The following is a 19,335-nucleotide window of genomic DNA, read 5'->3' as shown; positions in this document are numbered from 1 at the left end:
GTGCCCCAGACACAGCCCCGGCATTTATTCTTCCTGCTCATCTTCGGGTTCCTCCCCCGCTGGTGCTGCCAGCGCAATTTCGGGGTCACTCAATTCCACAAGTGCTTCCTGCACTGCTTTTTGCAGAATGTCGTGGGCTTCCGCCGGGTCGGTCAGCTGGGCCATAGTATTTGCATACTTTGTCGGGATGGTTTCCAGCCGGTTCTTGAAATTTGCAAAGATGGTTTTCAGGGCGCGTTCCACATCCTCGGTGCGGTGCAGGTCGCCTTGGGCTTCCTCCATCCGCATTTTCTCGATCTTGCCGCGGGTTTCCTCCCGCTCGGCACGGGCAGCAACAAGGCGGGCTTGGTCGTCTTTGTTGCCGGTCTTGAAGTTCAGGTATTGCCGGACGCAGACTTTCATGTCAAAGACGCCGGGCCGGACTTCGGACAGCACGCCCTGATCCCGCAGGTTCCGCACCTGACGGTCAGTGATGCCCAGCCATTCGCCAACGGCCTTACTCGTGTACAGCATCTTTGTCACCGTCCCCCGGTTCTCCGATCTCGCCGGTCGCCCGGATGCGCAGCAATTCAATCCGCTGCTGTTCGGTTTCCAGGTGCAGCTTGTCCATTTCGTTTTTCTGCATCTGGGCCGCCGCAGACAGGATGCGGCCATGAATCTTGTTCAAGGCTTCCTGCAGCTGCAAGATACGCTGTGCCGGGGTCTCCTTCTGATACATACCGATCTGCTGGTTTGCGCCGTCCCGCTTCCGCTTGCCACGTCCGCCGGGTACTCGCATATCCATGACGCTGGATGTAATCATCTGGTCTGGCGGTAAAGCCTGATACTCTTTGATCTTGTCCAGAATGTACTTTTCCCGGAGCAGCAGCACTCCGATTTCGTGGGAAGTCAGCTCGGTGCTGTTCCGGGGCGCATTCTCTACGATCTGTTTTTCTTCCGGGGTGAGCTTGTCAAAGAAGATGGTCGCATAGGCTCCATCCTTCATTGCATTCTCATTCCCGACAGGTGCCCCGCCGCCGGGGTTGCCCACGGCGTTTTTGTTTCCCGGCTGTCCGCCGGGCTTCCGGGGTGCGGGCGGGCCCCACCCGTCCTTTGCCTTCCAGCGGCGGACCGTATCATATTTAAGATGGAGATCGTCCGCCAGCTGCCGAAGATTCACTTCTCCGTCTTTCTCCATCCGGGCAATGTACTCAGCGCGGGCGGCATCGCGCTCATCGCTTCGCCTTGCCATTTGGTTTTCCTCCAATAAAAAATGCCCCGTCTGGCAAATCATCCAGGCAGAGCATTCAGTTTCGCCGCCGGTCCTGCGGCATTTCTTCGGGTCGCTTACAACTTGTAAGCAACAGTGTATGAAAAAGGCCTCTCGGTTCGCCGCCGTGGGGCCTCTCTCCATAATTCCACTGTACTAAGTATAGCACCAAAACCGTCTTATAACGTCTTATCTTTTGCCGGTTGGGGCTTTCAAATGTAAACACTTTATGACATAGCCACCATTTTGCCAGCCCCGGCAAGATGGTCTATCCCGATTTTGTTGACCTCAACAAGATCACGCCGGAATGATTTGTTGGCACCGGCAAAACGTGAGTTGCTTACAAATTGTAAGCGTCCACCATCCCGGTGACATTACCGCCATGTTCGCCCCGGACTTACAATTTTTTGACCCGTACCCCCTTTTCGTGGGTCAAAAGCGCGGAAGCCCTTCAAAAAATTTGGAACCTAGAAAAATTTTGGGGCTTCGGAACCCGCACCGCGCCCGCCGGCGGGGGGCAGTACCTTTCCGGCGGCGGGGCCGGACGGGGCGACGGCAGGCCGGGCCGGTGCCGGGCCGCCGGTTGGCGGTGCCCAGGGCAGCGGCAGGCCGTCGAGGCGGAGAAGGAAGGGGGCAGGGGGTTAGATAAGGCGGCTATAGCCTAGCTATTGGCTATACTGCAAAGGCCATATGCCGGTCAGGTAAAGAATCTGACCCCTCCGGCGGCGGGCTGCGGTGGGTGGTTTTGGGCTGTTTGCGGGGTGATCTGCTGCGGCAGGTGGGCGGCAGGGCTGGCAGGGTGCGGTGTCGGTAGGTGCTGGCGGTGGGCTGCTGGCTGCTGTGAGGTCTGGCAGGGTGTGCAGGCTGTGCAGCTTGTGGGCTGCGGGGTCATCGGTGCGGCGCTGGCGGTGCTGTTGGTGTCGGTCTGCTTCTGGCTGGCGGTGCGGGTGGGCGGGGTGATCTGCTGCGGCGGCGGGGTGCCGGCGGGGTCATCGACCGGGCCGGGCCGTCACTGATCCGCACCGATCCGGCAGGCGATCCGGTGCAAAGGGCAGGCAGCAGGGCCAGCGGCGGGAAGATGGGCAAAAGAAAAAGACCAGGGCAGACGGCGCGGCGTGCGCTGCTGCTCTGGCCTTTGGTCTGCACTGGCGGCAATGGTTCCGGCGGGGTGCGTCCCGGTGCAGGAGGTGGGCGCTATACCCGGGTATTCTGCCCGCTTTACCCGGGTCGGCCGGGCTGCACCTGATCCGGGCGCAACGGTTCCGGCTGGCGGCGTTTCAGCGCGGCACGGCCTACGCTGGCGGTGCTCCATCCGGGTCAATTTTGCCGTTTGCCGGAGGGGTCAGATTCTCCACCTAACGGGATTGAGAGGCAGGTGTAGGGCTTTAACCTAGCAGGCTAGAACTCTCCCCCAGTAACCCCCTATAGTCCCCCTTCTTCCCCGGATTCCGCCGGGTCGATCTCTAACGGCTGCCCTTCCTGCTCCATCCTGGCGCGGACAGCTTGCAATATATAACCCTGCAGGCTCTGCCCACTGGCAGCGGCAGCGGCCTTTATTGCATTTGCTTCCGGGGTCAACGGTTTCAGGTTGATTTGTGTGCATTTTGCGTTGTATTTGTCGTTATTCAGTCTTTTTCTTGCTGATACAGCCATGATATTACCCCTGTTTATTTTTATATATAAAATATAGCATTTTCGCCGAACCCTGTACAGTGTCAATTTGCACAAAGACACGGTATAGGGTTTTGTGCAAAACGCAGAAAGCACGGTACAGGGCTTGACAAGAAACCCTGTACCGTGCTAGAGTAAGGCCACAGCAAGCGACACGGTACAGGGTTGCAAGCTGAATACCAGCGAAAGGAGAAAAGCCGCATGAGCATCGAATTTTTCAAGCTCCCCGCCGCTTTGAAAAAAGCGATCTGGGCCGCCTACCTGGCAGAGTGGAAAAAGAAGCAGGCAGCAAAAAAGCCCGCCACCCACTAAAGCAGGTGACAGGCTTGCAAGATGAATTTTCCACAACGCATCTTGTAAATTAGTTTACCACCGAAAGGCGGTAAAGTCAAGCGGATGCCCTGGCAGAGCCGCACCGGACAAAGCGGCCCCGCCCCACTACCCCGGCAGCCGCCGGGAGATCAACCGAACATCAACCCACGAACAAAGGAGAACGAACCATGAAAGGCATGACCAACAATCAGATCATCATGAACGAAGCTGCGAAGCTGGACCCCGCCACCCTGCACGCCATCGCCACCGCGCACCACACCCCGGAGCAGATCGCCGCAATGGCTGCAAACGCAGTCACCACCGACGAGAACGGCGACGAACAGCCCGCCACCATCGCAGACGTTGAAATCATCCTTGCAGCGGCAGAGCTGCACACCTTCGATCACTGGAAGAAAGAAGGCAAGAGCGTCAAGAAGGGCGAAACGCATTTGATTGAATGCTACCTGTGGAAGTACACCACCCGCCCCAGCAAGGCCCAGCGGGAAGCCGCTGAAGCCGAAGGCAAGGAAGCAGCCCCCGCGCCGCATTTCTACCCCACGAAATCGCACCTGTTCAGCTGCTTGCAGGTACACGACGCAAAGCAGGCCCCCGCCGGCCGCTTCGGATCTGTCGCCGCCATTATGGAGTATAACAAAAAGCTGGCCGCAGAACGCAAGGCCGCAAAGGCAGCAGCAGAGCAGACCGTCGGCACCCCGGCCCCCATCATCACCGAAGAGCACCACGAATTGCCGGAGCTGGTACACGTCGATCCGCTGCCCACGAAAAAGGCCAGCAAGCCCGCCACCACGAAAAAGCCCGCCCCGGATGTGCTCCGCAAGGCAGAGCGGGAAGCAAAGGCCGCTTTCCTGGCTGTCCCCGAAACCGACCGCAAGGGTCAGGCCGCCGCGCTGGATGCCTGGCGCAAGACCCGGAAGGCCGTAGAGGACGCAAAGCAGACCCCCGCCGCCGTAGCCGCGCCGGATGAAGCGCCCGTGAAACAGCTGGACTTTGAAAGCATCGCCGCCGGGCTGCTGGCATGACCCACCACCACGAAACCGGATATTTTGGCAGGGCTGCACCGGGCAAAGCAACCCCGCCCCACTACCCCGGCAGCGCACCGGGCACGAAAAACAGAACGAAAACGAAAAGGAGTTTTTGCAATATGAAAAGAGCAACCAGCACCCCCGCCGGGCTGAACGTGAAGAAGATCACCGCCTATCTGAAAGGGCAGGCAAAAAGCCGCAACGCCGTTCGGATCACCTGCCAGAGCGGCAGCGTGTACATCATCACCGGCTATGCAGCGTTCAAGCTGCCCGTCGTCCTTTACCGGGATGTTATCCAGCCCGTGACCATGCAGGACGCACCCGCCGACGGCGTGACCATCGTTTCCAGTGATGCCGGGTTTGTGGTCAACGATCCGCACCAGCTGACCGCCGCGCAGATGCTCCAGAAGTTCAGCGCCTGCAAAGAAGAAGTCAAACGCACTTCAATCTTGCAGGAAGTCGAAGCAAAGGGCAAAGTCTGGGGCACGTTCCGAATGTTCCGCAACGGATCCCGGCCCATCATGATAAATTCGGAGTATGACGCTTTTGTGGATCATCACGAATTTGTTTACCACAGCAGCAACAGCCCGTTTGCGCCCATCCTGGCAACGGACACCGTAGACCCGAAGAAGGCCGCCGTTTCCGTGCTCATTGCCCCGATGAAGGCGAACGACGAAATACAGCAGGTATGCAACCGCCTGTTTGCATGATACGAAAGGAGAACGAAATCATGAAGAAGTTTGACAACATCTTTGAGCAGGCCCGCGAGATCATCCGCCAGCAGTGGACACTGCAAGACCTGCGCCGGAAAGCCCAGTGCACCGGCAGGCCCGAAGAGGTCCGCCAGCAGATCGCCGCCGCCCGGCTCCGCCTCATTTGCGCCCGCCGCGGCTACCAGCTCAACGCCTGACACGAAACCGGATGCCCTGGCAGGGCCGCACCGGACAAAGCGGCCCCGCCCCACCGCCCAGCATTCCGCCGGGCATATCACGAAACACGAAAAGAGGTTTACACCATGACCACCCCCAACGATGCCCTGGACTTCTACCCAACGCCGGACAGTCTGGCCTTTGATATGGTCTTTTCCCTGCGGGAAGTAAAATCCGGGTTCACCACCTACCCGAAACCCATCCTTGAACCGTCCGCCGGTGATGGAGCGCTTGCGCGTCAGGTCCACGCTCTGGCGTTCAACGTCCACCACGACTATAAAACCGGCGAGGTTGACCGCTACGACAAGGAAAAGGCACGAAGCGCAGAGCTTGACTGCATCGAGCTTTCCAGCGACTTCCGCGCCGTGCTGAAGAAAGACGGTTTTCGGGTGGTGCATGATAACTTTCTGACCTTCCGCCCCACCACGAAATACGCCGCAATCGTCATGAACCCGCCTTTTTCAGAGGGTGCGCGGCACCTGCTCAAAGCGCTGGACATCATGCAGGACGGCGGCAAGGTGCGCTGTCTGCTCAACGCCGAAACCCTGCGCAACCCCTGCACCAACGAACGGAAAGAGCTGGCCGCAAAGCTGGAAGAGCTGCACGCCACGGTGAAATATATCCCGGATGCGTTCAAGAACGCCCGCCGCGCCGCCCGCGTGGAGGTGGCGCTTGTGTCGGTGGACATTCCCGACCGGGAGCCGGTGAGCCGGATCCGCCTGGATCTGAAAAACGAAACCGCAGAGCGCTTGAAAGAAAACCCGGAGTTTGCCGCCCTGGTATCTTCCGACCCCATCACGGCAGCCATTGAGCGGTACAACGCCGCCGCAGAGGGTGTGCGCCGGATCTATGAAGAGTACAACGGAATCAAGTCGTTGTTTTCCTCTGCCGGCGCTGGTAAGAAAGAAAACCCTGTGATGGCTTTCACGAAATCTTATAACGACGCTATCCGGGAACTGCGCGGGATGTACTGGAAACAGCTGTTTGAAATGCCGCAGCTGTTCGATGCGATGACCTACGAAATGCAGCAGGATTACCAGAAGCGAATCAAAGAGCTTGAAGGCTACGACTTCAGCGCGTACAACATTCTGACCGTCCGGGAAGAAATTTCACGAAATCTTCTTTCCAGCATCGACCACGAAATTATAAAGCTGTTCGACGACTGGACGAACCTGCATTATAACGACGAGTACAGCAAGAACGTGCATTATTACAACGGCTGGTGCACGAACTCCGCGTACAAGATCAACCGCAAGGTGATTTTCCGCTGCAACGCCTTTGATACATACGATGGGCGTTTCTGCCCCCGGTACAACGCAACAGGCCATGTTGCCCAGATCGAGCGGGTGCTGCACTTCCTGGACACGAACGGCAAGCCCTACAATGGGGACGAACTCCGCGCCGTTCTGGATGCCGCCGAAAAGAGCGGCCAGACCCAGAAGATCCAGCTGCACTATTTCACCGCCACGTTTTACAAGAAAGGCACCTGCCACATCGAGTTTACGAACACGGACGTTTTGAAGTCCTTCAACCTCTACGCCGGACAGCGCAAAGGCTGGCTGCCGCCAACCTACGGCAAAAAGAGCTATCACGATATGGCCGCCGCAGACCGCCGGGTGGTTGACAGCTACGAGGGGGAGGCCAGCTACACCGACACCCTCACCCGGCACCTGATCCCCACGCAGAGCACGTTTTTACAGCTGAACGCTTAACACGAAACCGGATATTTTGGCAGGGCTGCACCGGGCAAAGCAACCCCGCCCCATCTTCCCGGCATTTACGTCGGGAACATCACGAAACAGAAAGGAGGTATTTTCATGGTTCGATGTTGGATATACTCCGCTGGGCCGGATCAATGCCAATGCTACAACGTGGATGACGAAAACTTGGCCGATCTGGCAGCACAGGCGCAATTCCTAGAGGACTTCCGTGCCCAGCGTGCAGCAAACCCGGCTTTATACCGGCAACTGCTCAATATGCTGGTGCCCGCCGCCGATGCCATTCCCATGCGCAACTATACCGGCCTGCCGTTCTGACAGCCAGCCCCGGCAGCCCGCCGGGGTTATTCTTGCATCCCGTCACGAAATCTTGTTCTAATTTATTGCTTTTATTTGCGTTTTGCTCTATCATGACAGTAACGAAACACGAAAAGGAGGTTTCCCATTATGACTATGATTCCCGCCTTCGGCCCCTGGACAGAGCATCCCGCAGACGCTGACGAAGAAAAGCGCCTTGCCAGCGCCCAGCAGAGCAAGACCAGCCCGCTTTCCGTGGACAAGGAACACGAAACCGGGGTTTTCTATGGATCCGGCAAAGAGCCGTACCAGACCAGCCTTGCAAGCTGTACCTGCAACGATTTTGTGAAGCGCAAAAAGCCCTGCAAGCACATTTTCCGGCTGGCTATGGAGCTTGGTATCATTGATGCAGCTTATAAGACCGGCCGCAGCACCGGCGAACGAAACGAGGCGCAAATCAGCTTTGCAGACAGTGTTGCTCTGGTGGAGCAGCTTTCCGACGCGGCACAGAACGCAATCAAAGATATGCTGTATTACACCAGTGAGCGCATCGACGACCGCCAGAAGCCTGTAACCTGTCACGATCTGGATCTCGTGCCGGAGCTGCGCACGTCGCCCCTGCTGCACGAAAACCCTTACCCGCTGGCAGAGGTATTGAACGATCTGCCCAAACCGCTGGTTGTGCAGATTTTGAATGCAGTCCACCGGGACGACAAGCCCAAGCGAAACGCCGCAAAGGCTGCGATCGTGGAATGGCTGGTGCGGAATGTGCCCATGCTGGCAACGGAACTGCCGCCGTGCGCTTCCTTCTCCTTTGTTGAGGTGTTCGACAAGGCCCAGAGGGACGTTTACAAGTATCTTCACCGCAAGTATGACATGGAAACGGATTGGTATTCCGGTGTTCAGTACCCCGCCGGGTCTGGTCTGTTGAACGAAAACGAACTTGTTTTCTACTTCCCGGATGACCGGATCACCGCCGCGCTCACGAAACGCGGTTTCAATCGCTGCCTGAATGGGTACACCCCCACGAAATCGAAATCCTGACAACGAAACTTCATCTTTTTCTGCTAAAGATGATATTTCAGCATATTTAACCCGCCTTTTTGATACAAAACCTACAATTTAGGGGCTTAACTGCCCAGAAGGAGGCATTTCTACGAAAGATGCAGAGTTTTTCGCTCCTTGGCGGCTGGTCGCCGCCTTTGCTGATGGCTCCCGGCTCTTGTTCGACGGATTGACCGAAGAACAGGCACGGGAAGCGATGGAAGCCGCCCAGGAGCAGCACGGAGACATTGGTTACTGGAACCGGGTCACGGATCAGAACTATGAGGACGGCAGATACTACAAAACCATCCCCGAACCGCCCTGCGTGAACGTCGTTGACTTCACCGGTTACGATGGGCCGCTCGACGAGAACGGCTTTCCGGTCGGCCTGATTGACGAAATCGCCCAGAACGCCAAAGAGGAAGGCCGGGATCCGAACGAACCGCAGATCATCTTCAAGCGCAACGCTCCGCCGGATGACCAGCCGCCACACGAAAAGTAAATCACGAAATCCAAAAAGCCCGCCAGGTCGATGACCTGATGGGCTTAAAGTGTTGAAGGGATGGTTTGTATGAAGTTAAACATGGATTGCGTCCGCGCCGTTATGCTTTGCGCAGAAGAGTACACAGACTATAACCACTATTGCTATTTCATTTCTTACCAGAAAAACAATGTGAACGACTTCCTGCTGGATGACCCGGAAACACCGCCAGCCTACCAGCTTGAACTTGAAAAGACCTACGACAACGACGATCTCTTTTACGCCGTTGAGTATTGCGTCAAATCCGGGTTTGTTGAAACGCTTTTCTCGAAAGACACTTATCGCATTCCCATTTCCCGCATTACGCCTGATGGGCATAGATTTCTTGAAAACATTCGGTCTGATACGAACTGGGAAAAGGTCAAAAGCGTTGCCAAAAAGGCCGGCTCTTTCAGCGCAGATGTGATAATCGAGATTGCAAAGAACGTAGCTGTGGAAGCGGCCAAACATTTTTTAACCAACACCTGACGAGCCTTCCTACCTCTGCATTTTCCAATTCGGTTTGGATTGCCGCTTCGTTGTACCAGATCTGCTTTTCTTTGATTCCAGTTTTCACGATTTCTTTTGCGATGGTTCTAACGGCATATTCTCGCGGGCTTATCATGCCGCTGTCAATCTCAATTTTGATTTTCATTTTGCTCTCCTTTGCACAAAACCCGGTAGGCCAACTGCCCGCCGGGTTATTTCTATGCCTGTTTTCAGATTTTCGGGGTAGTCGTGTTTGTTTTTCTACGACCATCGGACACGATTTTGCGGAAGTGCCTACACATAAAGTCCCGCAGGCCGCTTTGCCTATAAGAGAATGTCGCCCTCCGCCCAGGCATCCGCTCGGCGCTGTCCCTCGCGCGTGTTTAACGCACGCGATAATAAAGCGGCGCACTCCGGGAGCCGTTCCAGGTTCCTTCCCAGCTGTGCAAGAGCGACGTTTCGCAGGTACTTCAAGTGCTGCACACTGTATGGAATTTTCTGCTGTACTTCGTGCCATTTTTTGTGGCTGATGTAGAACTCCGTTAAAATCAGATTGTGGCCACTGTCCAGCCGGTTCATTTGTCCTCGGATAATGTTCTGATCTTCCAGCAACACAGCCCGCTGCCGTTCCAGCTGACGCAGTTGGTCTCCAATGCCCAGTTCATCCATCCGGCAGGCCATCGCCGCCGTGCTGTCCCCAGGCGTTCCGCCACGGGGCATTCCATCGGTGCCCATGCCCCGCATAGGGTCCACTTCATCGCTCAGTGCGGTGCACTGACGGCGGATGATCTCTATCCGCTGCGGGATGTCCGCATAATATTTCAAGATTGCCTCCGCCTCGTGTACTTTCACTGCTCAGTCCTCCCAAAAAAATCAAAAATCTTTCTTGAAAAGGGGTTCTCCGAAAACGGGTTCTTCACCCTTGACGCGCTCCACCATGGCACCCACACCATAAATGTCCTCAATGACCCGGCGCAGACGATCATAGGCAAATTCTTCTCCGCCATCGTCCACCCAGCCGAGGAACTGCTGGTAATTTTTCTTGATTTCTTCCTTCACGACCTCGATCTGTTCAGGGGTGTACTCCATTTCTTCCAGCGATTCCACAAAGAAACGAACGATCATCTTTGCAGCGTCCCGGCGTTCGGCCAGAACACGCAGCTTTTTTTCAGAGCCTACCAGGCCACCCACCGGAAGCCAAAATTCTTCCGGCATCAGGTGGGCAGTGCGTGCTTCCAGCCGCTTGAGGGCTTCCGGTGCACCGTACTTGTCGTGATCCATGATATACCTGGATGCAGCATTGTTCATCTTCAAGGTCAGGAGCGTAGATTCTTTCTCGCCCCAGTCCCAGAGATCATGTGCCGCGGCAACTGCGCAGTACGAAACGACCTGCCCGATTGCCTCACGGTTCAGCGTCGTGCGGTGCTTCGACTTGCCGATGTTGATTTGCTGATTCACTGCATTCTGGATGCTCTGCCGGTAGAATGCTGGCATCCTTGCCCTGCTTTTTCCCATGATGAATCCTTTCCCGCCTGTTCGGCCAGGCGCTTCCACTTTCTGATTTCTTCCGCCGTATCTGGCGTGATATGCTCAATAAACCGCCAGTGCTGCGGTTCTGCCACAAGATCGATAAACATACGGCGGCGGTGGATGTAATCACGCTGCTGCCGCCGGGTGAATTTGCTTTTCACTTCCACCACCTCAACCGTGCCATCAGCATAGGTCAGCACAAAATCCGGGGTATAGTGCGCCGCCGGGAGCTTCACATTGCCGTATTCTTTTTCCGGCAGCATAGTAAACCTGCGGTGCAGCTCTACCTTCACGACCTCGCCACTCTGGACTTTGGGCAGAACAGTTCCCATGTAGTAGTCATACTCGCCCCGGCTGTCAAACTCGTGTCCGGTCGATCTGGCGGCATTCACAGCGGCTTCCAACGATGCAGGTGCAGCTTTGCCCCCGCACCTTCTCTGTGCAAGCTGCTTTTCCGCCTGCGCACGGTAGCGCGGCGGCAGGTCGTCCAGTTCCAGTCTGGCGCTCATGGCTGGTTCCTCCTGTTCTTCCGCCGTGTGTCCGGCTTCTTTTTCAGTTTCACGATCAGGTGCTTGGTGTTGTTTCCCGTGATGTGCTGTTCGCACTCGCGCAGGGTATAACCGGGGTATTTTTTCTCCCAGTATTCACGATCATCCGGCAAAGCAAACGCTTCGTCAAAGCGCTTGCGGCTCCATCTGGTGTCGTTCGGACGCGGGGTTTTCGGCTTTTGCAGCCCTTGGCTCTGTCGCCAGCGCCGGATACGGGCGCGGGCTTTCGTCATGTAGGTTGTCAGGCGTTCAAAGCTGGAACAGGTCAGGTCGATAGGCTCAACTTTCACAAGTCCCATCGGCCGCCCGGTGCTGTCCCGCCACAAGTCCTTGATCTCCTGCCATGTCAGATTGCCTTGCAGGATCACATGATGGTGGTGTCTGCCGGTAACTTTCCCGTCCTCGTCCACCACGCTGTACTCTGCAACCTGCATCCATTTGGATGCTTCCCGCCCCGTCTTTTTGCAGAAGCGCTTCAAGCGGCGGGTAAAATTCGTCCAGTCCCGGTCTACCTGGTCAAAATCTCCGGGCGCTGGCTGGTGGTCGTGGTCGTATGTAAACGTGGCTGCCCAGTCGCTTTCCCCGAAATTCGTATAGGCCAGCTGGCAGAAATACCGCCTTGCTATCATGTCGTTATACTTCTGCTGCGCAATGGAGGTCGCCAGCTCTCTTTTGCGGCGGGTGCTCGCGGTGTGTTCCTTGTCCGTTGTTTCAAAGAGATCCACTTCTGCATAATCGGATGTTCCGAGAATGTGTTTCTGCTCCCGAATGTACCATGCCCGCACCGTTCACTTCCTCCTTCCGCAAAGTTCTACTGGGATTTTCTTTTCTGTGGACCAAACACACACGGCTTCGCAGGACAAGGGGGATACAACGCCGGGCAGGTCTTTCTAAGTTTCCTATTCCGTCAAGCCCTACAGACCCGCCCTCGTTTTCTCCCCCTTGACCCCCGCTTTCCCCGGCGTGGAAATTTGTGGTCGCTAGATTAAGTTACACATACAAGCCCCTTGCCGCCTCGTCAGGGCGGCAATTTTACGACGGGCTTGCTTAATTCTTGATTAGGAGCTTGATTAGTTTCGTTCAGCCTTTCATTGCGATCCAGTTGTGCATCCGGCCATAGGCCAGCAGATCTTCCACCAGCTTGTCCACCAGCTTCACACGGTCGTCCTGGTCTGTCGTGCATTTGATGTTCTGCGCAGCGTTTACAAACTCAGCAAGCGATCCCCGCATATTTGTGTGCTCAGCGTGTTCGTCTGCCGCATTTGCTGCCATCCGCAGCGCATCGGCAAGGTCCTCCATGTTGTTACGCTCTGTATCGTAGCGCCGGAGGCCGGTATCCTGATAGTTCTCAAAGGCACGGTCCGCCTTCTGCTGGTAGCGCTCTGCCAGCTTTTCAAGTTCACTTCTGTCCATTTTTTAAGCTCCTTTACCTTTTCCATCCCACATTTCCAGCCGAGTGTGACACACCGGACAGGTCTCCGGTTGCCAGTTCGTTATGTAGCCGCAAATAGGGCAGCCGTAGTAATCTTCTTTCAGGATTCCGCAGTATTTTCCCCAGTATGGCCGCACCGGCGGATCCTCTGTGTAATTTACAACGTCAAAGTGATGCAGGCTTTCACTCAAAGCACCTATAATATCTTCTTCTACGCTTCTGTTATCCGGGTTTTCTACTTCGACGGTTAGTTCAATGATGACTTTTTTCTCCATCGCTCTGTACACCTCCGTCCACCACCATTTTCAGGCAGTTAGCTTTCGCACTCGCTTCTCTTTTCGTAAAACTCGCAGGTGTCCTCTGGGTCTGTGTTCTCCGTTCCTTTCGGTGACAGGCCGTTATAGCAGAACCAGCTTTTAGCGTCATGGTAATAGCAGGTGCAGCAGGTGTTTTCAGGCTCCACGTTTGCCTCCCGTATAAAAACGTTCCATCGTTTCGCGGTACGCCTTGAAGCACTCCGGGCACAAGTCACCAACTCCAAAGAAGTCCCTCGTTTCAAGCGCCCACCCATCCAGTGCCTTCTGGTCAAACCGGCCATCATCAAACCGTTCTGCAAATACCTGCTTCCGGCAACGGTTGCAGATAAACATTGCTCCGTTCTGTCTCATTGCACTTTCTCCAACTTCATAACCTCAAAATCTTCAAGATTCGGGTGCAACTTCTTCCTCTCGATCCCGAACTTTGCCCTTGCTCAGTGCCAGAGGACCACGTTTGACGAATGGGCCAGATATGTTGTTCCGTTAATTTTGACCTGTAACTGGTCGCCTTCATAATCGTTCCAGCTATCCACCTTGCCCTCAATTACGGTTCCATCCGGCATTTTAATCTGTGCCTGCGAATATTCGTAGGTCAAATCAATTACCTGCTTGTTGCATCCCGTCATCAGCAAAACGCTTGCCGCCGCAGATGCTCCCACCATAAAATCTTTCTCATTTCTTTGCCTCCTGCTTTTCATTGAGTTTTACTACCGGCTGCGGCTGGTCGCTGCGGTTCAGCGGCTTATCAAAGCACACATTCCATGGATCGCCCTCCGGCTTGTCATGCCATGCCAGGGCGTGGCGAATGGCAAGCCATACCTGTTCTGCCCGGTACGGCACCTTCATTACGTCTGAGGTCGGGGCCGGGAGAACGCATCTGCTGTACAGCCGTTCCATTTCTAGCAGCATGGTATTTCTGCGGCCTATCGCAACATTAAAAGCGTTTTTACGCTGTTCCTCGCTCTGAAACGCATTGTTTTCCGCGTCCGAGTAGAATTTTGCAAAGCACAAGTCTTCTGCCAGATCCCAAAACTGTCCCATGTGCAGCCGCAGATACCACTCGCAGGCAGTCTGCACAGCCTCCGCCACTGGGCGGCTCATGGTCAGCGTGATGGTCTCGATTTCGGTAGGTGCGTCATTTTCCTTCGCCATAGTGCGGCTCCTTCGCTCCCGGCCAGTGACGGCGTTGGCTGCGCTCAAACTTCCGGGCCATCGCCGCCGTCTGGATAGCTTCCACGGCCAGGGCAACAGCCCGGTCGTATACGCCTTTCGTGGAGATCTGCGGATTGTTGGAGTAAACACCTATCCACATAGCGTTAAGTTCCCGGCGCAGACCGTTCATCTCCTGCGCAGCTTCCACGACTTCTTCTTGGATGATTCCCGCGCCCTCATGTGGCCCAGCAAACATCCGAAACTTCTTATTGGCAGCGGCCAACTCGATTTTGACCAGCCGCTTCACGTCATTTTTTACCGCATCCATGATTAGCCCTCCGTCCGGCTCTTGATTTCGGCCAGCAGGTCATCCAGCGGAACATCGGAAAGCGAAAACCCGGCCTCTCTTTCGTCCTCGACAGAGACCAAGAGTGCAGAGGAAAAGCACAAAACGGGGCGAACACCACAGGAGTAGCTGTACCAGATGCTGTAGTTGGAGCCATCGGTGCTGACGTACCAGACGTAGTTGCTATTGTTGGTGTACGGAGAGCAATTCGGCGTACCGTAAGGCGTTGCCAACCACCACGGCGCATCTACCTTCGGGATCATCCGCCAATATTTTCCGTACCCGCGCAGGGTCAACAGGCCAATCCTCACTTCAAAGATTCCGTATTCGTTCTGGCCGGTCGTGTCCTGAAGGTCGATTCTGAGCGGAATGAATGTACTCAGCGGAGTGCCGTTCTTTGTAAACTCTGCCAGGCAGTTGCCCAGATATGGCATAATCTCGCTCCGGCGCAGATCGTTGGGGCATTCCGGGTCGTCGCCGTCGCGGAACGGCATTCTCGTCCAAATGTCCTTTGCCAGTACAAGGCAGCCGTGTTCGTCCGCATCCAGCTTCACAAACTCCTTGCCCAGCGCTCTGAAGATGCCACCATTTTTCACATCACCCAAGGTTACACTTTTCAAAATCTTGCTCATCGTTATTCCTCCACTAAAACCACATTGGCCCAGCTGGTCTCGTATGTTTTCCCGTCAATCGTGACTTTCACGATACGATCATTGTGTGCAAACGAACTTACCTTGTCCGCCCGTCCTTTGTCCAGTAAAGTGCCGTCCGGCAGGTAAACATATACCGTCTTGACCGGTTTTTCACCGCGTGCTGTGCCCTTGACTGCTTCACACCCAGTCAGTGTTACGCACAGCGCGGCAGTGCAGGTGGACAAAGCCAGCAGTTCCAAAGTCTTACGCATCGTTTTTGTCCTCCTGTTCGCTCAAGTCCTCCACATCGGCAACATCCCTAGTCTTTTTCACCATGTCGGCAAGCTCACGCAGTCCAGACTTTGCCAGAGGTTCCAGCTTTACAGGAAGCACCGCGCCGCGCACCACCATTCCGTCCTTGATAACATAGTAGCGTCCGCCGCTCGCCATCTTCCTGGCGCAGTATTTGAAATATCCGCTCTTGCGGATTTCATCTGCTACTGGCATGATCTGCTTCGCATCCACAAAACCGACCGTTCCCGAAACAGGCTCGATCATTGGAACCAGTTCACACCCGCAGTACCGGATACCGATTCTTCCGGTCACGCAGTCCATTTCTCCGTCTGCCGTGTCGTCCAAATCCATCCCTTCGATGTAATGGAGATCATCCGGGCAGTCATTATCAAACTCGATGTCTGCCCATTCCTTTTTGCTGATGCCCAGGAGGGTTGCCAACTCACTTTCATTTTGTGCCTTCGGAAATCCGGTCAGCGGGAAGATTGCCGTTTTGGTTCCAATGTACAAATCATAGGTTCTGCAATCGTCATAGAACACTTTGTAGAGTTTACAGTACCCATCTGCCTTAATGAGCTTTGCGATTGCTGCCAGCTTCATTTGCTTCTCCTTTCAATTTCGATAGCCTGAACTTCAAACTTTTCGTACTCCGGGTAATGATTCTCGGCCTGCTCCTTGGCTTTTTCAACAGCCTGTTCGGCGCTGTCCGCATCCAGCCGGTACGGCAGCCAACCCGGCCACCCACCAGCACCGGTCGCTTTCAGCAAAATGTAGTACCTCTGCATCGGTGTGTTCTCCTTTCAGTTTTGGGCAATCCCGGAGTTGAACCGGGCCGGGCCTGTTCCCATGCTCACAAAAAAGGCCGCCGCAGCGGGCGGCCTGTGTCAGGAGTTGTGCGACCTTATTTTCAAAATTTTCTTTGCTTTCTCTGCGTGGAGAAGGACGCTGTCCCGGCAGGTCATACCCGGTTCTTGCAGCTCATAGAGTTTGCACTCTTTCGTGCATCCCTTACTGCCTTTTCGGGCCTGCTCATTACACGTTATAAATCGTGCGGACAGAATCCGTGTCAGCGTTTCATTGTCCATCATGCCACCAGATAAAGCCAAAGGAACTTAATCAGTGCGGCAGGCACAAAGAAAATCAGTGCCGCCCACAGTGCCACAGCTGCCAAAACCATCAGAACACCCAGTGTTTTCACAAATCCGTCCATATTTTTATTCTCCTTCTTTGATAATCCAAACTCTATGCGTCCCGTAGCCATTCCAATTCAGGGCATCTTCATGACTGCCGGAAACCGCCACATCCAGGTGCTTTCCCTGGATTCCTGCCCCCTTGTCCTGAACGATCCGCACTCCTATGTCCTCGATATAGAGGATGGTTCCAAACGGGAACACATCCGGGTCAGCCGCTACCGTCACGTCAGCTTCTACCGGTGCACCGCTGGCTGTGATCCCGGTTCCTGTGCCGCAGATATGCTCCCGCTTTTCGGTACAGTAGGCCGTGCAGAGAAAATCGCCAGCATCCTCAACCAGCAATTTTCCATCCAGTCGGTCCCGTGCTTTCAGAGAATCCCGCAAGGTATCTGCATACCCGGCAACTTCGCCTGCCGCGCCTTTCCAGTCCTCGTACATGGACTTGTAGATATCCCTCTGTGTTTCCAGATCCGTGATCCGGTTCTGCATCAGAGCGGCTTTCGTGCAGCTTGCAAGTTCCGCCGCAAGAAGCGCCGCAATGATTGCCTTGCTTATCGTTTCTACCTTCACGTCTTTTCGTTCCCTTCTGTTTTGTCGAATGTGATTGGTGCGTGCCCATGCTCTTGTGCTCGGAGTGTTCCGGTCATCCCATACGTAACTTCCATGAAACCGCCGCCCTGGTCATTCAGCACCGTATTTCTTAACTCAAATAGCGTCTGATCTTGGTGCGTTGCCAATGTTGCCGAAAGTTCTTCTTGGACAAGCGGTCCCTTTCCTCCGCCGTCACATCCGCTGCGGATCTTCATTGTGTAGGCTTCCCGCTGCCTCCCCCCCCCGCAGGGTTTTGTTGCCACCATTCGATCATGCCATGAATAGCAGTCAGTAGTAAGTCCTGTAACTTCTTCCCCCTGCGGGATGCACGGTTCAAAATTCCATTCAGTGCCTTTTCGCTCAAAAACGACCACTCCGGCGGATTCTCTACGAGTATCGCAGACAGCATATACTCTGCGCCGGCGCTGGGGGATTCCCCACCATTGAGCATTGACAATTCGATAGGCAACAGCTCCGTAGTTTGCGAAGCCCCCCCCACTTGCCATGTTGGAGAATAGACTGATCTGCTCTACCTCCGGCAAACTCTCTGAGGTGTAGTAATTCGTTGAGGACAACTTCAAAATCCTTTCCTTTGTTCGATGACAGGGCACCGGGCACATTTTCCCAGATGACGAACCGTGGATATTTTCCGCCGGTCGCCAGCAGCATTTCCCAGATAATGCGTATTGCCTCCCAGAACAATCCAGATTTGGCACCGTTAAGTCCGGCACGTTTTCCTGCAATGCTCAAGTCCTGACATGGGCTTCCGAACGTTATGATGTCAACCGGTTCAATCAGAAAGCCCTTGATGTCCGTAACGCTTCCAAGATGCTTCATGTTCGGCAGATGCGTCTTTGTAACAGCAATGGGGTACGGCTCTACCTCGCTTGCCCAGACCGGATGCCCGCCGCACATTGCGGCGCACAGCGGCATTGTTCCGCTTCCATCGAACAGGCTTCCCAGCTTTATTTCTCCGGGCGGCTTTCCCAGTTCGCGGAACGCGTTCTTTACAAAGAACAATGCGTTTGGTAGCGCCATTCCGTTGCCCCACATTGCGTACTCTGCCGCCCTGCTGTGCAGGCCATCATGCCAGCGCATCAGGGCACGCCTGCCTTCTTCGCTGTCTGCCTGCATCATCTTCCGGTTCGGCTTTTTCCCCTTGATCTCGCAGTCCTTTGTGTAGACCTCACGCCAGAACGGCAGTTCCCGCAAGTCGGTCAGTGGTTCAATTTCTGCCCATCCGTCCGGGAAGCCTTGCAGTCTGCCACACTCCATCGGAATCAGTCTGCGCACGATCCAGTCCGGCGTTTTTCTTTGGGCAACTTCCGGGCCGCTTGATGTGCCATCATTTTTCTTCGTGAGAGTAGCCGCAGTGTTTCCAGTAACGGCTCCGTTGTAGAGGTCGATGCCGACCGTATTTTCAGGCAGCGGTTGGAGCACCGGATTTATGTAGTTCAAACTCCATCCTCCTTCTCCCTTTGCCTGAAGTGTTCCGCTGACCTCTCCACCAAGACAGTGATGTCTTGCATCGTAGGCAACGGCGTGCCGGTCCACCGTGTTCAGTGTGAACGAAGCGTTTTCTCTTACTCCGCATCCGTTCTGATTGGTATTCCGGTCAACGAAATTTCCAGCCATACAGTACGCCCCGGCCACGATAGGCGCTTCATGGTCGCACGTTAGGCATGGGCAAGTTTCGTTCAGTGTGTCCGCCGATGCCTGACCGGATGCTCTGCAAATTACCGGCCCGCTTTCACAGATTTTCATTCTGCCCCCCCCGCTGACCAGAATCGCCTGCGATCTCATAGCCGATGCACTGTTCAGCAGTGAGGGTGCCACACCATCCACGCTGTAAACTCTTGCACCTTGCGGAAATTCCGGTGTCAGACATTCAAGTTTCATTTCGCTTTCCTCACTTTTTCTTGCACGGACGACCAGCATCGAACTGGTACTCCTGCTCATGGGGGATTAGGTCAGAAGCAGGTTCATCCATTATGCGTCCGCATATCAATCCTGCCCGGCAAGAGAGTA

General features: G+C 55.1%; 30 protein-coding genes. 9 read left to right on the top strand and 21 right to left on the bottom strand.

Annotation, left to right across the window (positions count from 1 at the left end; genetic code table 11):
• Positions 1-24: 24 nt before the first annotated feature.
• A complete protein-coding gene (locus C4N22_RS09495) occupies positions 25-513 on the bottom strand; it encodes a hypothetical protein (RefSeq protein WP_112148794.1) in 489 nt (162 codons plus the stop codon).
• Positions 497-1,231 carry a phage terminase small subunit gene (terS, locus tag C4N22_RS09490; RefSeq protein WP_181567205.1) on the bottom strand — a complete coding sequence of 245 codons (735 nt, stop codon included), beginning with the start codon at positions 1,229-1,231 and terminating at the stop codon, positions 497-499. The genes C4N22_RS09495 and terS overlap by 17 nt, the downstream gene beginning before the upstream one ends.
• A 779-nt stretch (positions 1,232-2,010) precedes the next feature.
• Between terS and C4N22_RS12760 the strand changes: the two genes are divergently transcribed.
• Complete coding sequence (locus C4N22_RS12760; RefSeq protein ID WP_146746523.1) at positions 2,011-2,265, top strand: hypothetical protein; 255 nt, start codon at positions 2,011-2,013, stop codon at positions 2,263-2,265.
• 406 nt (positions 2,266-2,671) lie between these two features.
• Here the strand turns inward: C4N22_RS12760 and C4N22_RS09485 are convergent, their stop codons facing one another.
• Positions 2,672-2,902, bottom strand: coding sequence for a hypothetical protein (locus C4N22_RS09485; RefSeq protein WP_112148792.1), 231 nt, complete (start codon positions 2,900-2,902; stop codon positions 2,672-2,674).
• 518 nt (positions 2,903-3,420) lie between these two features.
• Here C4N22_RS09485 and C4N22_RS09480 point away from each other — a divergent pair.
• From C4N22_RS09480 to C4N22_RS09445, 8 genes are all read left to right on the top strand, one after another.
• On the top strand, positions 3,421-4,272 hold the full coding sequence (locus tag C4N22_RS09480) for a hypothetical protein (RefSeq protein WP_242981007.1): 852 nt from the start codon (positions 3,421-3,423) through the stop codon (positions 4,270-4,272).
• Between the two features lie 122 nt (positions 4,273-4,394).
• The gene (locus C4N22_RS09475; RefSeq protein ID WP_112148791.1) at positions 4,395-4,985 is read left to right on the top strand and encodes a hypothetical protein; all 591 of its coding nucleotides are present in this window, start codon (positions 4,395-4,397) and stop codon (positions 4,983-4,985) included.
• Positions 4,986-5,005: 20 nt separating this feature from the next.
• Positions 5,006-5,185: a hypothetical protein gene (locus C4N22_RS09470; RefSeq protein WP_112148790.1), complete on the top strand. Its 180-nt coding sequence runs from the start codon at positions 5,006-5,008 to the stop codon at positions 5,183-5,185.
• A gap of 105 nt (positions 5,186-5,290) precedes the next feature.
• Positions 5,291-6,916, top strand: coding sequence for a DUF4942 domain-containing protein (locus C4N22_RS09465; protein WP_112148789.1), 1,626 nt, complete (start codon positions 5,291-5,293; stop codon positions 6,914-6,916).
• 105 nt (positions 6,917-7,021) lie between these two features.
• Complete coding sequence (locus C4N22_RS09460; RefSeq protein ID WP_112148788.1) at positions 7,022-7,240, top strand: hypothetical protein; 219 nt, start codon at positions 7,022-7,024, stop codon at positions 7,238-7,240.
• Positions 7,241-7,369: 129 nt separating this feature from the next.
• Complete coding sequence (locus C4N22_RS09455) at positions 7,370-8,263, top strand: SWIM zinc finger family protein (protein ID WP_112148787.1); 894 nt, start codon at positions 7,370-7,372, stop codon at positions 8,261-8,263.
• 178 nt (positions 8,264-8,441) lie between these two features.
• Entirely contained in the window at positions 8,442-8,765 is a 324-nt protein-coding gene (locus C4N22_RS09450; RefSeq protein ID WP_242981006.1) for a hypothetical protein, read from the top strand.
• Positions 8,766-8,834: 69 nt separating this feature from the next.
• Positions 8,835-9,272: a DUF2513 domain-containing protein gene (locus tag C4N22_RS09445; protein ID WP_165852608.1), complete on the top strand. Its 438-nt coding sequence runs from the start codon at positions 8,835-8,837 to the stop codon at positions 9,270-9,272.
• Positions 9,273-9,596: 324 nt separating this feature from the next.
• Here C4N22_RS09445 and C4N22_RS09440 read toward each other — a convergent pair whose 3' ends face one another.
• The 18 genes from C4N22_RS09440 to C4N22_RS13090 form a co-directional block, all read right to left on the bottom strand.
• Complete coding sequence (locus C4N22_RS09440; RefSeq protein WP_112148784.1) at positions 9,597-10,124, bottom strand: hypothetical protein; 528 nt, start codon at positions 10,122-10,124, stop codon at positions 9,597-9,599.
• A gap of 21 nt (positions 10,125-10,145) precedes the next feature.
• Positions 10,146-10,766, bottom strand: a complete 621-nt coding sequence (locus C4N22_RS09435) for a hypothetical protein (protein WP_112148783.1) — start codon at positions 10,764-10,766, stop codon at positions 10,146-10,148.
• The gene (locus C4N22_RS09430; RefSeq protein WP_112148782.1) at positions 10,727-11,311 is read right to left on the bottom strand and encodes a DUF1064 domain-containing protein; all 585 of its coding nucleotides are present in this window, start codon (positions 11,309-11,311) and stop codon (positions 10,727-10,729) included. The genes C4N22_RS09435 and C4N22_RS09430 overlap by 40 nt, the downstream gene beginning before the upstream one ends.
• On the bottom strand, positions 11,308-12,135 hold the full coding sequence (locus C4N22_RS09425; protein ID WP_112148781.1) for a rolling circle replication-associated protein: 828 nt from the start codon (positions 12,133-12,135) through the stop codon (positions 11,308-11,310). The genes C4N22_RS09430 and C4N22_RS09425 overlap by 4 nt, the downstream gene beginning before the upstream one ends.
• Positions 12,136-12,430: 295 nt before the next feature.
• Positions 12,431-12,763, bottom strand: a complete 333-nt coding sequence (locus C4N22_RS09420; protein ID WP_112148780.1) for a hypothetical protein — start codon at positions 12,761-12,763, stop codon at positions 12,431-12,433.
• 3 nt (positions 12,764-12,766) lie between these two features.
• Complete coding sequence (locus C4N22_RS09415) at positions 12,767-13,057, bottom strand: hypothetical protein (RefSeq protein WP_112148779.1); 291 nt, start codon at positions 13,055-13,057, stop codon at positions 12,767-12,769.
• A 177-nt stretch (positions 13,058-13,234) separates the two neighbouring features.
• Positions 13,235-13,450: a hypothetical protein gene (locus C4N22_RS09410; RefSeq protein ID WP_112148778.1), complete on the bottom strand. Its 216-nt coding sequence runs from the start codon at positions 13,448-13,450 to the stop codon at positions 13,235-13,237.
• Positions 13,451-13,533: 83 nt separating this feature from the next.
• Positions 13,534-13,761, bottom strand: a complete 228-nt coding sequence (locus C4N22_RS09405) for a hypothetical protein (protein ID WP_112148777.1) — start codon at positions 13,759-13,761, stop codon at positions 13,534-13,536.
• Positions 13,762-13,771: 10 nt separating this feature from the next.
• On the bottom strand, positions 13,772-14,251 hold the full coding sequence (locus C4N22_RS09400; protein WP_112148776.1) for a hypothetical protein: 480 nt from the start codon (positions 14,249-14,251) through the stop codon (positions 13,772-13,774).
• Positions 14,235-14,579, bottom strand: coding sequence for a hypothetical protein (locus C4N22_RS09395; RefSeq protein ID WP_112148775.1), 345 nt, complete (start codon positions 14,577-14,579; stop codon positions 14,235-14,237). Before C4N22_RS09395 ends, C4N22_RS09400 begins: the two co-directional genes overlap by 17 nt.
• Positions 14,580-14,581: 2 nt before the next feature.
• Positions 14,582-15,229 (bottom strand): DUF6273 domain-containing protein, encoded by a 648-nt coding sequence (locus tag C4N22_RS09390; protein WP_112148774.1) that lies wholly within the window; start codon positions 15,227-15,229, stop codon positions 14,582-14,584.
• Between the two features lie 2 nt (positions 15,230-15,231).
• Entirely contained in the window at positions 15,232-15,501 is a 270-nt protein-coding gene (locus C4N22_RS09385) for a hypothetical protein (RefSeq protein WP_112148773.1), read from the bottom strand.
• On the bottom strand, positions 15,494-16,123 hold the full coding sequence (locus tag C4N22_RS09380; protein WP_112148772.1) for a hypothetical protein: 630 nt from the start codon (positions 16,121-16,123) through the stop codon (positions 15,494-15,496). Before C4N22_RS09380 ends, C4N22_RS09385 begins: the two co-directional genes overlap by 8 nt.
• A complete protein-coding gene (locus C4N22_RS12920) occupies positions 16,120-16,290 on the bottom strand; it encodes a hypothetical protein (RefSeq protein WP_181567204.1) in 171 nt (56 codons plus the stop codon). The genes C4N22_RS09380 and C4N22_RS12920 overlap by 4 nt, the downstream gene beginning before the upstream one ends.
• Before the next feature lie 317 nt (positions 16,291-16,607).
• Positions 16,608-16,733, bottom strand: coding sequence for a hypothetical protein (locus C4N22_RS13155; RefSeq protein WP_256466566.1), 126 nt, complete (start codon positions 16,731-16,733; stop codon positions 16,608-16,610).
• Between the two features lie 4 nt (positions 16,734-16,737).
• The gene (locus C4N22_RS09370; protein WP_242981005.1) at positions 16,738-17,286 is read right to left on the bottom strand and encodes a 3D domain-containing protein; all 549 of its coding nucleotides are present in this window, start codon (positions 17,284-17,286) and stop codon (positions 16,738-16,740) included.
• On the bottom strand, positions 17,283-17,522 hold the full coding sequence (locus C4N22_RS09365) for a hypothetical protein (protein WP_112148770.1): 240 nt from the start codon (positions 17,520-17,522) through the stop codon (positions 17,283-17,285). The genes C4N22_RS09370 and C4N22_RS09365 overlap by 4 nt, the downstream gene beginning before the upstream one ends.
• A 172-nt stretch (positions 17,523-17,694) precedes the next feature.
• Positions 17,695-19,245, bottom strand: a complete 1,551-nt coding sequence (locus tag C4N22_RS13090; RefSeq protein ID WP_242981004.1) for a DNA cytosine methyltransferase — start codon at positions 19,243-19,245, stop codon at positions 17,695-17,697.
• Between the last annotated feature and the right edge of the window lie 90 nt (positions 19,246-19,335).

It is taken from the genome of Faecalibacterium prausnitzii (assembly GCF_003287495.1).
In the GTDB taxonomy this organism is placed as follows: domain Bacteria; phylum Bacillota; class Clostridia; order Oscillospirales; family Ruminococcaceae; genus Faecalibacterium; species Faecalibacterium prausnitzii_I.
The sequence above is the reverse complement of the archived record's forward strand: the minus strand, read 5'-3'. Positions and strand labels throughout refer to the sequence as shown.